This window comes from Streptomyces mabaensis (assembly GCF_053763515.1).
Window position 1 is genome coordinate 105,144 of sequence record NZ_JBSOPZ010000011.1, and the last position, 13,856, is coordinate 118,999.

The window sequence follows — 13,856 nt, forward strand, 5'->3', positions numbered from 1 at the left end:
GCGTCAGGAGACGCGGGCGATCGGCTCAATGTTGTAGTACGGAGGGATGTCGCTGTAGCCCAGGACGGTGAGCCGCGGCAGCCGGTGGCGCAGTACGGCACGCACCGGCACCCGCCGGTCGTCCTGCGTGAGGACGACCGGCAGGCCGGCCGCGGGCGAGCGGTGCGCCAGCTCCGCCTCCAGGGCCGCACCCAGGCGCTCCGCCACCTCCTCGGACCGGTCGCTCACCGGTGCGCGGAATTCCTCGGCGACGGCGTCCTCCAGCTCCTGGGAGAGCAGGAACACGACGATGGTCCCGGAGCCACGAGCCGCCTTCGACGCGATGTGGTCCGCGAGTCCGGCCCGAACGAACGCGACGCAGCCGTCGGGACCGCCGTCGGTACGGGGCGAGGGCTCCTGCTCCATCACGTAACGCAGCATCAGTTCCACGATCCGCCGGAGATTGCGGACCGACACCCCGTCGCGGAGCAGCTCCCGCAGCACGGCCACCAGCAGACCGGGCGGGAGATGGCTGCGGGCGGCTTCCGTGACCAGGGGAAACATGCTGCCGAGGTCGTCGAGCATGCGAGCCGCGACACCTGGGGTGAGCAGGGAGTGGGCCCGGGACCGCAGCGTGCCGGTGAGGCTGAGAACGAGATACTTGAGCGGGTCCCACGTGGTGAGGCCGGCCGCCTCGAGGATCTCGCCGTGTTCCGCGGCCACGACCGCCGCCGGCCGTCCGGTCTCGGGAAGCGTGGTCGCCTGGGCGGCCAGGTTCATCAGGGCAAGCCGCTCCACGGTGTCGTCGACCAGGACGGTCCCCTTCGTGAGGCCGATCCGGGGCGGCGTACGCATCCCCTGGACACGGAAGGCGAAGCCGGCCTCGCGCAGCGACCGATCGGGTTGGACGTGGAAGGGCGGGAGGACGAGACCCAGCTCGGTGAACAGCCCCTCCCGCAGGACGGAGAAGAGACCGGTGTCCACGTGCTCCGCCGTCAGGTCCCGCAGGTAGACGGGATCGATGAGGATGTCGACCGGCTGCTCCTGCCCCTGCCCCGGCCCCTGCTCCGTCGCCCCGTCGTGAACCGCCAGGTGGTCCAGCAGCGCGGCGCGGCAGACGAGCGCCAGCAGTTCCCCGAGCCGGCCGGAGTCCGTGCCCGCGCCCGCCGCCCCCGAACCGCGCAGCACCGCGTCGGAGTCCGTCCGGGTGCCGACCAGGGGACTGGCATCGACGTAGGAGAGCGCTTCGCCGACTGCCGTGTCCGGGACATGGCAGCGTCGTCCATCGACCGACACGCGGACCGGCGGTTCCGCCGGCCCGTCCGCATCGCCTCGCAGGAAGTGCACGCCGGACGCCCCGGCGGAACCGAGTTCCGCGGCCGGCCCGCTCAGCTCCGCCGCGACCCGCCGGCGGACCGTGTCGTCGGCGGCATCGAACACCGGCGGAGCCAGCGTCACGGTGACCGTGAGTGCCGGACCATCAGTTGTCATCCGGTGTCAACTCCTCTTCCGACCACGTCAGGACGAACGGATACGCGGCACGTACGAGCGGAGCCAGCAGTTCTCGGGCGTCCTGCGAACCGGTGACCAGCGACAGCGCCGGGCCGTCCGGCTCGGCCACCTGCCGTAGCCAGTGCAGGAACCGGATGCGCGCCGCCCCGCGTTCCATGGCCGCGGGCGGGTTCCGCCGGCCCAGCAGGGCCGCCTCGTGCTCGGCGGGGACCCGGATGCTCCGCTGCCCGGCCCCCGCTGCCACGAGGCGGTGCCGCAGCCCCTCCCGCGCGGCCCGGCACAAGGTGCGCGTCGGAGCCGTCATCCCGCCCGCCTCCCGCAGCGCGCGCAGCACCGACCGCCAGTCGGCGATCGGTACACCGTCCGCCACGAGCGCCTGCAGAACCCAGGTGAGCTTCAGCACGGCGGCCCGGTCCGTCAGTACCGAGCCGACGAGCCCGTCGTTGTCCTCCTTGGTCCAGCCTTCGACCAGGCCGTCCACCTCCTGGGGGCCGAGATAGTGCACGAGGTGGGTTCTCAGGGCCAGTTCCAGCCGGTGAATCAGGTACTCGGCGGCCGTGACGCGCTCGCCCTCCCCGTCGTCGCCTTCCCCGTCGTCGTCATGGCCGGCCGGATACAGAAGCCACGAGCCGCGCGCTCCGGTCAGCGGGTGCACGCTCGTCGGTTCCGCGTACCGGTCCGGCGCCTCGCGCCCCGCCTGCCCGACCACGTACCGCGCATCGGGGGCGACGAAGCCGCTGAGCACAGGCACCTCGTCGACCTGGATCTCGTACTCGTGGGCCGAGAGGGAGACGGTGCCACGTGCCCGGACCCCCGGCACCCGAACCCCCGTGTCCGCCAGAATGCGGTCCTTCATGGCAGGGATGAGCTCGTACAGGAACCGGCCGCCGTCCTGCCTGGAGTCCGCGAGGGGCACCAGGGCATCACCGATCTCGTAGACGATCGGCGTGACCACCGGCAGGAACTGCTCCGGAGTCTGCGCCGACGGCTGCGGCACCAGGCCCAGCAGATGGTCCAGGCGTGCGCCGAGGCGGTCGCGCAACTGCCGGGCGGTGGCGGACTCGGGGGGTGCCTCCCCGGCGTCCGCCTGCTCGGCACCTCCCAGCACGTCGTCCACCAGCCAGTATTCGTGCAGGGTCGTGATCCGGCTCGTCAGACTCTCGATGAGCGGGCCGTCGGCTCCTGGCTGAGCCAGGGCGGCCCGGTACTCGGTACGGGCCGCCGCCGCCTCGCCCGCCACCGCCAGCCTGACGATGCGGCCGGCTCGCGAGGTCTGCCGGACCCGGGCGGCACGAGAGCTCCAGCTCTCCTCGTCGTAGACGACCTCCGCACCCCGCCGGACCACCGTCAAACCATGGTCCCGGCTGCGCTGTTGCAGGGTGCGCACGTCGGCGCGCGGCGCGGCGGCGGGCCGGCCCGCACGCAGGAGCACGAAGTCCGCACCCCGCCAGCCGGCCCCGCTCCCGGCGGCGGGTCCCGCCGGTGTCACCGTTCCGTCCCGTACCTCGAGGCCGGGCCCCGACGACCACGGGGATTCATCCGACCTGGCCGAGCCGACCAGCAACTGGTAGGTCTCCGGGCCGTCCTGGCCCGCCGGGAAGCGTGCGGTGCCCGCGACGGGCACCGTCACTCCCGGCGCCGCCGACAGCGCCTCGAGCCGGCGGACGAGGTTCCACGCCACGGCCGTGGAACCGGTGGCGTCACCGTGATAGTCGAGCAGCCGGCCCAGATCCTCGATGGAGTTGACGATGTCGCGCAGGCGTGACCGACGTTCCATCCGGAAGAGAGCCAGCGACACCGTGAGGGAGCCGGCACCCATGGCACCCAGAGGGAGAACGGTGTCCGGGTCGGCCGAGATGGTGGGCGAACTCTGTGCGCGCAGCGTCTCGGTTCCGATGACGACCAGCTCGGGAACGCCCCGCGGGCCGGCCTGCGCCTGCCGTTCGAGCAGTGCGACACAGAGGAGATCGAGCCGGGACCGAGGGGCACTTCCCACGTCCACGACCACCTCGCGGATGCCGAGGTGACGCTCCTGCTCCGGGTCCGGACCCGGACTCGCGACCCTCCGGTCGGTGCTCTCCACCGGACGGCCCTCACAGACGGGACCCGTCCTGTTGAGCAGATCGCGCCACCGCCCGGTCAGGGGATCGTGGGCCGGACCCGATGAGCGCTCCGTCATGCGTTCCCCCCGGACTCCGTGGCGGGCACGTCCGCCAGCTCGCGGCGAATTTCCTCGATGCGCTCCGCGACCTCGGCGGAGAACGCGGCAACGTCCAGGTCGATGTGCCGGAAGAGGGACCGAAGTACCGGGTGGGCGTGCTCGCGCTCGGAGGAGCCGAGCAGCGTACCCAAGGAGTCCCGCAGCGCCTCGGCCACGCGCAGCGTGCGTCGCAGCTTCGGCGCGCTTGTCTGCCGCCGCTGGCTCTCCCACTGCTTCAGCAGGGCCTGCTCCGTGTCGAAGAACGCCTGAAGCGCGGAGACGGCCTGCTCCTCGTCGTCTCCCGGAGCCGCGGTGAGGCGCGCACGCCACAAATCGCACAACTGGATCGTCCGGGAACCGATCCCGGGATCATGCCGCTTGTAGACCGGGGTCTCCTCGGTGGGCAGCGCGGGAGCAGCCCGCCGGAGCTGGGCGAGGAGCTCGTGCATACGCTCTCGCAGGTGGTCGCAGACCGCGAAGCGCAGCCCGAACGACTGCGCCCGGTCGGCGGAACCGAGGCATGCGGTGACATCCAGGGCCCGCTCGTCCTGCTGGTCGTCCACGGCCCTGTCGATGCGTTCCCGGACAGCCTCCCAGTCGTCGTCCGCCCCGCCGGGCCATGTGATCCCGGTCAGGGGATCGACCAGCGCACTGTCGAGTTCGCGGCTGATGCGTTCGCTCAGTGGGGCGGAGTCTTCGAACACGGCGAGGAGCCGTTCTCCGTACTGCCGGCCGAACTCACCCAGCTCTCCGGACCGGTGGTCGAGGTTGAGCCGGTGTACCGCTCTGTGGACGAGATCATCGATTTCTCGGTTGGTGAGCCACTGACGGCATTGCAGAACGACGATCATCTCGACGTGGGTGAGCGGCTGGTCGCCCGCGAACACTTCCTCGTCCACGAGGAGGGCGCGGGCATCCCGGATCTGTCCGTAGCGGAACAACTCGTACGCGACCTGCAGCCGTTCGAGGCGGTGGCGCGCCTCGCGCCGGGCACGGGTGAGGCACCGCAGGCCCTCCTGGCGGGTGGGGGCAGCCCTGACCCGCCGGCGAAGTGCGGCGACCGCCAAGAGTTCGGAAACGCTCTCCGCCTGCTTCGCCGCCCGCAGGAGCAGGTCCTCGGCCTGACCGTGATGGCCGACCCGCGCCACCAGTTCGTACGCACGTATCGCGTTCTTGAAGTCGAACTGGCTGAGCTCCACGATCCGTTGGTGAAAGCGCTTCTTCACATCCAGGAGTTCACGCGTCTCCGTCTCGGGCCGGTCGTCGGGCCCCAGATCCTCGATTGCTTCAGCGGTTTCCCACAGGACGAAGAAGTCGTCCGCGGACTCGCTCAGGACGAGGCCGGCGAGATGAAGGGCGGAGCGGCTGAAGCCGGCCTTGCCCAGCGTCTTCAGCACACTTGACGCACAGCGGTGCGAGTAGCCGATGGCCAGGCTCTCCAGCCATGCGTCCAGGGCACGGCCGATGTCGAGGACCGTGTCGTACGCTTCACCCCGCTCGCGCGGGGACAAGCCGCTCAACGAGGCCGGGATCAGCCCCAGGTCCCCGGACTCGTACGCCATCCAGATGCGGATGCCCACTGTTTCCACGGGGTCGGAGTTCAGTGCCAGGGCTTCCCATCCCGCCGTACAGGTCTCCGGCAGCATCTGCACCAGGGAGTAGGACCGCTCGTCACTCACCCAGGTCAGGTTGTTGAAGCGAAGCTGGGCAATGGCGTACCGCGCGTCCTGGGGGGCGTTTCTCAGGGCCTGGTCGAAGTGCAGGTCCGCTTCGGCGTACCGGCGCCGCCGAGAGCTCAGCTTGCCGAGTTCCAGCTCGACCAGCCAGCTGGTGCCCGACTGCTGGAGGCACGCGTGCAGAAAGGCGGAGCGCCGGGTGATCTCACTCTGGTCGAGTTCACGGTCGCTGTCGCCGATCACCTGCCGTACGGGCTCGTCCAGCACCAGATCGTCCGCCGGCTTCTCCGACATTCCCGCGATGGCGCCCACCATCGCGGCGCGGACCCGATGGACCGGCCACGGTGACCTGGAGTACGCCGCGTGTGCGTCGTCCCACCGCCCCAGCCGCTCGCTGGCGGACCCGCGCACCTCCAGCAGAAGGGGGTCCGTGCCGCCCAGGTCGTGGTTCTCGATGAGGTTCAGTGCCTCACGAACAGCGCCCACGGCCACGAGCCTCTCCCCGTACATGTGCAGTACGGGGAGAAAACCGCATCGCGCGGGGCCCCGGAACAGCGGACGCAGCTGCGCGAGGGAACCGATGTCGGTCTCGTCGAGGATGATCGGCACATGCTCGGGAGCGATCCGGCCGTCCTGGTCGAGGAGCAGCGCCGCCCGGCCCCGGTAACCGTCCCACCCCAGCACCAGGCCCCAGCAGACGTTCCAAGTGGGGGCCGGGTGGGTCCCGGAACGGGCGGAGAGCTCCGCTCTGAGCTCTTCGTGGCACCGCCGCGCCTCGCGCTCGGCGCGCAGATCGCCGCTGAACCTGCTGAGCCACTGCAGATAGATCGTCATGCACAGCGCCTGTGCGAGCAGAGCGGGACGCCGGCCGTCGTCCCGCAGCTCCGCCATCCGCAGCACCGCGCGGTCGAGGCAGTCCCGCCACGTCGCCACGTCCGCACTGGCCAGGAACTCCGCGTACGGATCCGAGGGCGGGAGGTCTGCGGGCGGGGGGCTCACGCCGGAGCCTCCAGCGCCCTCGGCACGCCGACCGGGTAGTCGGCCGGCACCAGAATGAGCGCGGGATGATCCAGCTCGGTGAAGCTGAGCACGCGAAGGCGCGGGTCGAAGCGGTGCAGCAGCTTGGCCAGGGGATGGCGAAGATCGGGCGTGGTGGCGAGGATCGGTGGTGGCCGCCTGGCGTCGTTCAGTACGGCGAGGAACTGGCGCCGCACCGCCGCGGACACCATCTCGGCGTCGGCCGGGCTCAGGACCAGAATCCTCCGCCCGTCCGCGGACCCCCTGCGGTCGGCGAGTGCCTGTTCCAGGGTGTCGGCCAGATAGAGCGCCGTGACCTGCATGGAGGTGTCGGCGACCGAACGGCAGAGGTCCGCGCGCATGTGCTCCCTGAGCTTCTGGCCCAGCAGCTCGGGCAACACGTGATCCGCGGGGTCGAGCCGGGCGAGTTCCTCGAGCATCGCGCGACGCCGGGAGGGGAACAGCGCGCCTTCCTCCACGAGATCAGCGATCACGGCCCGGAAGGGCTCCACCTCCACCAGGGGGCGGCCCGCCGACAGCGCTTCCAGCTCCCGGTACAGCGTCGTCAACAACGCGCTGTCGAAGATCCGGTGGAAGGAGCGCCGGCAGTGCGCTTCGAGCCAGTCGAGGACGGCGGCGTCGAATTCCCGTGCGGCGAACGGCAGATGGTCGGGGAGCGCGGCCGCCGGCAGCCAGAGGACATCCTCGCCCACGGCGTCGTCGTAGCCGTCGAGCGCGTCCGACGGGCCGGCGCTGCCGGACGCCTCCCACTGGCGCTTCAGCACACAGCGCCGGTCCGGATGAAAGGTGTTGCTGGAGATGCGCTCCCGGAGAGAACTGAACTCGATCTCGTCGGCCTCGCAGTCGCCCGTGACCACCTGGAGATCGGGCAGCCGCACGCCGATCCGGCCGCGCAGCGCCTCCGACCAGTCCGCCACCCGCGCCTCGTCGACGACGGCCCGGAGGTTGCTGCCCACAGCGATGTCGAGCAGCGACCCGGTGGCGCTGACCGGCCTGTCACCAGTGCGGTCACTGCTGTAGTCGCCGGACACCGCCGCCTCCGCCAGCCATTGCTCGACCACGGACGCCGAGGTCAGCAGGGGCACCATGTGCCGCATCCGAGTGTCGTCCACATCGCCCAGCCGCTCCGCGCAGTAGGCCAGCGTCCGCCGGAGGGTGACTCCGTCGGCCTCGCACGCCGCCACGGCGAACGACCTCACCCGAGGCGGCAGCCGCTCGGGGTCGCCGTGCACCGCGGGCAGCGCGGTCCGGAGCAGTGCGGCCATGACCTCGTTCCGGTACCTGCCCGCGTACAAGGGTTCCCGCAGTACGTCGGTCAGCGTCTGCACCACGTCGTGGCGGACCTCGGTCACCTCGTCCAGCACCCACGAGACCACGGCGCTGCGGGCCTCGTCGCTCTGCACCTCGACGAGGTAGCGCAGGACGGCGGTCCGGTGCCCGGGCGAACAGTCGCGCAGCCAGGCCATGCAGGTCGCCACGCGCAGCGCGACGTCCGGGAAGAGCTCCTCGAACGCCCAGCGTCCGGCGTCCTCGTGCACGAGAGCCGAGAGGACGAAGCACTCCCTGGCCGCATCGATCAGCTTCTCGCGTTCCCTGCCGCGACTGCGTCTGAACAGCAGTTGGAACGGCAGGCGCCTGCCCCCGTCAGCAGTGGGGTAGGGCTCGACCACCGCTGCCCGGTGTGCCATGAGAGCACGGATGTCCTCGGGCTGGAGCAACTGCTGGATCTGGTCCCAGTCGTGCGCGTGGTCGGCCAGCCGGTCCAGGGCCCGCCAGGCGGGCGGCGTTCCGGCGCCGGGACCTTCGGTGGCCGGTACTTCGGTGTCGAGGCCGGGACGGCCGCGCGCCATGACGTCGCGGAGCAGATAGTCACGGAGGTTCGCGTGGAAGAACTCCACGAAACGCTCCGGGTCCCCGTCGCAGCGGCGGGCGTGGATGGTCCGGCCCAGGTGGCCGATCAGCCAGAGACGTTCGAGAACGCCGCGCCGAAGGAGACTGTCGACGCGCTCGGTGAGCTGTGGCTTGACCATGCGGAGTCGCCACCACACGTCCTCGAACGGCACGATCTCGGTGCGCGCGTGCGCCATCGCCAGCAGGAAGTACCAGTCCAGGTCGTCCCGGGCAGCGGACTGGAGGTCGAGGGCGAAGAGCTGCTCCCATGGCCGCTGATCGGTGATGTGCTTTTCCGTGATCTTTCCTTTGGGGTTGGCGGAAAGAAGCTGGATGAGTGCCAGGGTGATGTTGAGCGGATTTCCCTTGGTGCCGTCCACCAGGGCTTTCGCCGCCGCGGGCTGGATTGCCAGATTCTCGTCGACGAGTTTCTTCTCACGGCACCAGTCGATGAGGCTTCGTACGAATTCGACACACTCGGTGCTGTCCGTGAGGGACTGCAGGATATTGAACTCGAGTCCGCATTCCTCGGCCGTCCTCGATGACCCGAGGAAGTCGGGGAGGTACTGCTTCCGGGAGGCGATGAAGACACGGACTCCCTGACCCGTCCCGACGGTTCTGAGCAGCTGGATCACATCCCGGGAAATGGTGTCCAGCCGTTCGTAGTCCGGCTCGTCGCCCGACTCGAACGTGCGCTCCAGCTGATCGATGAAGATCACGATCTCATCGAAGTCCGGATCCATGCTGCGCAGACGCTGCGCCGTCTCGCGCAGGAACGCGGCAAGCGAAGCTCCGTCGGGTCCCATGACCTCGTCCGCGACCCCGGCGAACCTCCTGCTCGCACGTACGGCACGGACGGTCTCCTCGCGGATGCGTCGTTCCACGTCCCTCCACTGTGAACTGGGTGCGTCCACCCGGTACCACACGGGGATCGCGTTTGAGCGGGTCCGGATCTCGTCGTGCACGAAGTGGAGGAGGCAGCTTTTCCCACTGCCGCCCGCCCCCGACAGGTAGAAGTGGAACTTCTTCCGCTCCTCGTTCGGCAGATCGGCGCGCGCCAGTTCGCCGGGTTTATAGATGTCCGGAATGCCCTTATCGCGCTTGAAGTACCTGCCGTCGGAGGTGAGGGACCGCAGAGCCGTCACATGCGGGAACTCGGTCGGTACGACGGTGTCGTACTGCTGGGTGAACAGCGGCAGGCCGATCCATGCCCATGAGCTCCAGGTGAGTCCGCTCCGTAAGCCGGCCACGTCGGCACAGGCCAGCGAACGCCGGATCCACGCGGCGCGCACGGCGGCCACGACACAAGGGGCCGCGCGCGTCCCGGCGTAGTCGCGCAGCGCGTCCTCCAGCACGTCGAGCAGATCGGTCCGGGCCAGCGCAGTGTCGGCGACGCTGACGAACGGCAGCGTGTTCAGCAGCTCGTCGATCCCACCGGCGCCCGGCGGCGTGGGTCCGAAGGCGACCACCGCGCGCGTCGGGCTGGCGCGTTCGCCCCGTACGAGGTCGACCAGCGACGAGACGACGGCTTCCGGCGCGTCGAACGACAGCACGAGGGCGGCCTCCGCCGATGCCACGCCGCGCAGCAGCCTGGCATGGCTCTCCGGCTCGGCGTTGCGGAGATCGACGCAGCGCACGTCCGGCCGTGCGGCGTCGGAGCGCTTCTTCATGGTCCGGCTCTCCCGAGGGCCGTCGAGCGGCGTGAAGTAATGCCCCCCGCTGCCGACGGAGAGAAAGCCGTCCGCGCCCTCGGTGCCGGTGTGAGCGATGAGGAGTGCCGGCCGCAGTCGGTCCAGCAGCCCGCTTCGGCCGCACCAGGCCACGGGCTGAGCGAGACCGTCCTCGGCCCCACGGCGGCGCAGTTCGTCCAGACGCGGCTGTGCGGCCGTGAGGACCTTCCAGATCAGGGAGCCGGCGGCGATGATCTCGCCGATCGACGCCCCCGTGCGCAGAGCCTTTCCCGCGGTGCGCTCCATGCGCTCGACCTGCCGCGGGTCCAGCGTGACGACGAGATGGTGTTCCACCGTCAGGAACTCCGGTCCGGACAGGGGTTCCGTCTCGGTGTCGAGCGCGATGAGGACCGGTGACCGGGCCGGCACCGGGTGCGCCAGGGCGCGGGCCGCCGCGTGGTGCCAGTCGTTCTGAGCCGACCCGTCGTCGGCGAATTCCGCCAAGAACTCGTCGAACCTCTCGCGGTACGCCTCTTGGAGTCGGTCGGCCGCTGCCTCCTCCACGATCAGGCGCAGTCTGCCGGCCGCCGCCGCGTACCGAAGCACCCTCGGCCAGATCTGGTCGACGGGGCCGCTGAAGTCGATGCGTGTTCTCGGGATTTCCACTCGCTCGGCGAGCGCCTTGATGGCTTCTGGTTCGGGGTAGGCGTTCGCCAGCAACTCGACCAGGCGGCGGGCGCCCGCGTCGGCGAGGGAGAATTCGGCAGAATCAACCAGGAAGACCACTCACACCAGCCCCAGGTCCGACAGCGCCTCCGCGACGCGCTCGATACGCACCCCCTGATTGCGGTACTCCACTCCTCCGCGGACCGGCTGGGCCACGGAACAGTGATGCAGTGCCACCAGGCGCCATTGCTCGTCGAACACCGGGGACCCCGAGGATCCGCCCTCCGTGTCGGTCCAGTACTGGACGACGTCCTCGTCGACGTGACGCACCTCGTTGTGGATCATCCCGATCTTCTTCGGCGCGCCGCCGGGGTGCTGGATGATGTACACCCGGTGGCCCGGGGTGATGGGCGGTGCCCCGACGAGCGGGATGACCGGCGTCTCCGGGGGCATGCCGTCGAGTTCGACCACCGCCCAGTCGTGATCGGCCGCGCCCCGGATTGACAGGGGCCGGCCCCACACGACCTTGTGGGCGGCCTGAGCGCCGGCCAAGGTGCGTTCGTAACCGAACCAGGCCTCGACCGCGGTCGCCTTCGTGGCTCGGTCGAACAGGACGTGGTGGTTGGTCAGCACCAGGTTCTCGCTGATGCGGAACGCGGTGCCGAGATAGTCGTGTGGTCCCACCGTGACCCGCAAGCGGCATACGCTCGCGGCCAGTTCGGTGCCGCGCCGCAGAAAGGCGACGTCCAGGAGGGTCGGCTCGGGGAAGATCTGGCGTTCGAAACCATCGCCGAAGCCCTTCCACCGGGGGGCTCCGGCAGGCTGTGGAGCGGTCACCGGCGGTTCCGGGCCGAGCCACTCGTCGATCTTCGCCGCCGTCGCGGCGTCCTCCCTGTCCCTGATGACCTGGAGCAGGGTGCGTAACTTGTTCTGATTTCGACTCTTCTGAATAATGTCGGCCCATACCAGACGCATCGACTGACCGAAAGTGATCGCGCTCATTTTGAGGCCGGCCGCCCTGGCTATATCTCGTACGGACGGCTCGAGGTCATACGTCTCGGCCAGAAAGTCCAGCATTTCCTGCGCGGGCTGCTGCGAGAAATCGAACGGCAGAGTATCGAGAAAGTGCGTCATGTCGCCCCCCAGGCGCGGCGGCTCTCTCGGTGGCCAGTTCCCCAACTGGTTTCTCCTGAGCCGAACCGGCCCCACCGTACCGCAGCGGCGCGATGCTCCACAGGACAATCGCCGCTTGTGGCTACCGACGGATTGTAGGGTTTCCGCCCCGCGATTGTGCACGGTGGAGGGGGGAGCGGCCGGGGCGTCGCCCCTAGCCTCGCCGGAACAGCACAGATGAGGGGCGGTACCGGTGAACTGGCTGATCCACGACTACCGCGAGAGCGATCTCGCCGCAGTGGTCCACCTGATCGACACCACGGCCGAGCTCGGACAGGAGTCGGTCTTCTCGCTCGCCGAATGCATCAGCGCGCTGACCTCCCGGCAGCCCGCCGTGGTCGCCGTCCACCAGGGCGTCCCCATCGGCGCGGCGCTCGCCTGCGTGGCCGGGGAGCGGGCCTGGGTGATGCGGATCGCCATCTCCTCGGCCTGGCGCGGCCGCGGCCTGGCGAGCGCACTGCTGGTGGAGCTGGAGCGGCGGCTCGTCGCTGCCCGGGTCGGCCGGATCGCGTATGTGCTGCCCGAGGAGGAGCTGCTCGGTGAGGGCCTGCTGAACGCCGGCTACACCCGGCAGCCTGCCGTGGCGTACTTCGAGAAGGTGGAGCCGCTGCACGGACCGGCGGCCAGCTTGCTGGACGACCTGGGCGGCCGGTTCCTGCCGAGCGACCTGTGGGCCAAGGTGGCCGGCATGGAGGCGGAGAAAGACCTGATCGAACGGCGTGTCGTACTCCCGCTGGCCGAGCCCGAGCGGGCCGCCCGGCACGGCGTCCGGCCGCCGCGGGCCATCGCCCTCTTCGGTCCGCCCGGAACCGGCAAGACGACGTTCGCCCGGGGCATCGCCTCCAAGCTCGGCTGGCCGTTCGTCGAGCTGCTGCCCTCCCGGCTCGCCGACGAGGGCAATCTCGCGGCAGCCCTCCGCAGCGCCTTCGCCCGGATCGCCGAACTGGAGCGGGTGCTCGTCTTCATCGACGAGGTGGAGGAGATCGCGCCGGTGCGCACCGAGCCCGCACAGCCCGGCGGGATGCACGGGGTGACCAATGAACTGCTCAAGCTCATACCCGGTTTCCGGGAGCGGGACGAGCGGCTGCTGGTGTGCGCGACCAACTCCATCCGCTCGCTCGACCCGGCGTTCCTGCGGCCCGGGAGGTTCGACTACCTCATCCCGATCGGGACACCGGACACCGCCGCCCGGTCGGCGATCTGGTCCCGCTACACGGACGGCAGGGCCGATGTGGACGTGGCGGAACTCGTCGCCGCCAGCGAGCTGTTCACCCCCGCCGACATCGAGCACGCCGCGCGCATCGCCGCGCAGGCCTCGTTCGAACGGGACCTGGAGGCGATCGGCAGCGGGGACAGCGCCTCGGCGCCGCTCGGAGCGAGCACCGGCGACTATCTCGCCGCGATCGCCCAGTGCCGGCCGACCGTGACACCGGCGATGATCGACGAGTTCCGCGCGGACATCACCGCGCACGCGCGGTTCTGAGCCCCGCGCCGGCGCGGGGCCGGCGCTGGACCTAGGGAGCTGCGGCACCCGGGTGGCCGCCGCACAGGCGCAGCGCTTCGGCACGGGCGATCGTGTACGCCTCCGCCACGGCGTCGCGGTCGCTGCCGCGTGCGTGCGCGTCGGTGACCGCGTCCGGTCCGGGGCGGTACAGGGTGACCCACTCCGCGTCGGCGGTGGTGTAGTCGTTCTCCTCGAACTCCCAGGCCCATCGGCCCGACACCGGCCATTCCCGGACGCACTCGCCGTCCGGGAGGTACGAGACGGTCGCCGCCCACATCAGCCCGTATCCGGGGATGCGGTCCCACACCTTGCCCTCTCCGTGCCACGCGTCGACCTCCACCACCGTGGCCGGCCGGCGCCGGCCCTCGGAGGGAGCGGCGGCGTGGTCGATGTTCCACTGGGCGGCGACGGCCTCGGCGTCGGCCCGGCGCGCGAAGGGGATGATCAGGCCGTCGCAGTCGGCGACGTGGACGGACGACGAACTCATGGGCGGGGCCCTCCCTGATCGGTCCGGTGGGGGCGTCGGTCGTACGAGGCGTGCGCTGCCC

7 protein-coding genes are annotated in these 13,856 nt (G+C 70.4%); 1 reads left to right on the plus strand and 6 read right to left on the minus strand.

Annotated elements, in window-relative coordinates; all coding sequences use genetic code 11:
• Positions 1–3: 3 nt before the first annotated feature.
• Genes ACWV17_RS12265 through ACWV17_RS12285 form a run of 5 tightly spaced genes read right to left on the minus strand, consistent with a single transcriptional unit; the run spans position 4 to position 11,840 of the window.
• Positions 4–1,470 carry an FHIPEP family type III secretion protein gene (locus ACWV17_RS12265; RefSeq protein WP_455359684.1) on the minus strand — a complete coding sequence of 489 codons (1,467 nt, stop codon included), beginning with the start codon at positions 1,468–1,470 and terminating at the stop codon, positions 4–6.
• On the minus strand, positions 1,460–3,670 hold the full coding sequence (locus ACWV17_RS12270; RefSeq protein WP_455359685.1) for an FHIPEP family type III secretion protein: 2,211 nt from the start codon (positions 3,668–3,670) through the stop codon (positions 1,460–1,462). The genes ACWV17_RS12265 and ACWV17_RS12270 overlap by 11 nt, the downstream gene beginning before the upstream one ends.
• On the minus strand, positions 3,667–6,366 hold the full coding sequence (locus ACWV17_RS12275; RefSeq protein ID WP_455359686.1) for a hypothetical protein: 2,700 nt from the start codon (positions 6,364–6,366) through the stop codon (positions 3,667–3,669). The genes ACWV17_RS12270 and ACWV17_RS12275 overlap by 4 nt, the downstream gene beginning before the upstream one ends.
• Positions 6,363–10,751 (minus strand): FHIPEP family type III secretion protein, encoded by a 4,389-nt coding sequence (locus ACWV17_RS12280; protein WP_455359687.1) that lies wholly within the window; start codon positions 10,749–10,751, stop codon positions 6,363–6,365. The genes ACWV17_RS12275 and ACWV17_RS12280 overlap by 4 nt, the downstream gene beginning before the upstream one ends.
• Entirely contained in the window at positions 10,752–11,840 is a 1,089-nt protein-coding gene (locus ACWV17_RS12285; RefSeq protein ID WP_455359688.1) for a trypsin-like peptidase domain-containing protein, read from the minus strand.
• 157 nt (positions 11,841–11,997) lie between these two features.
• Here ACWV17_RS12285 and ACWV17_RS12290 point away from each other — a divergent pair, with 157 nt between their 5' ends.
• Positions 11,998–13,287, plus strand: coding sequence for an ATP-binding protein (locus tag ACWV17_RS12290; protein WP_455359689.1), 1,290 nt, complete (start codon positions 11,998–12,000; stop codon positions 13,285–13,287).
• Positions 13,288–13,318: 31 nt separating this feature from the next.
• Here the strand turns inward: ACWV17_RS12290 and ACWV17_RS12295 are convergent, their stop codons facing one another.
• Complete coding sequence (locus tag ACWV17_RS12295) at positions 13,319–13,795, minus strand: hypothetical protein (protein ID WP_455353321.1); 477 nt, start codon at positions 13,793–13,795, stop codon at positions 13,319–13,321.
• Positions 13,796–13,856: the final 61 nt, after the last annotated feature.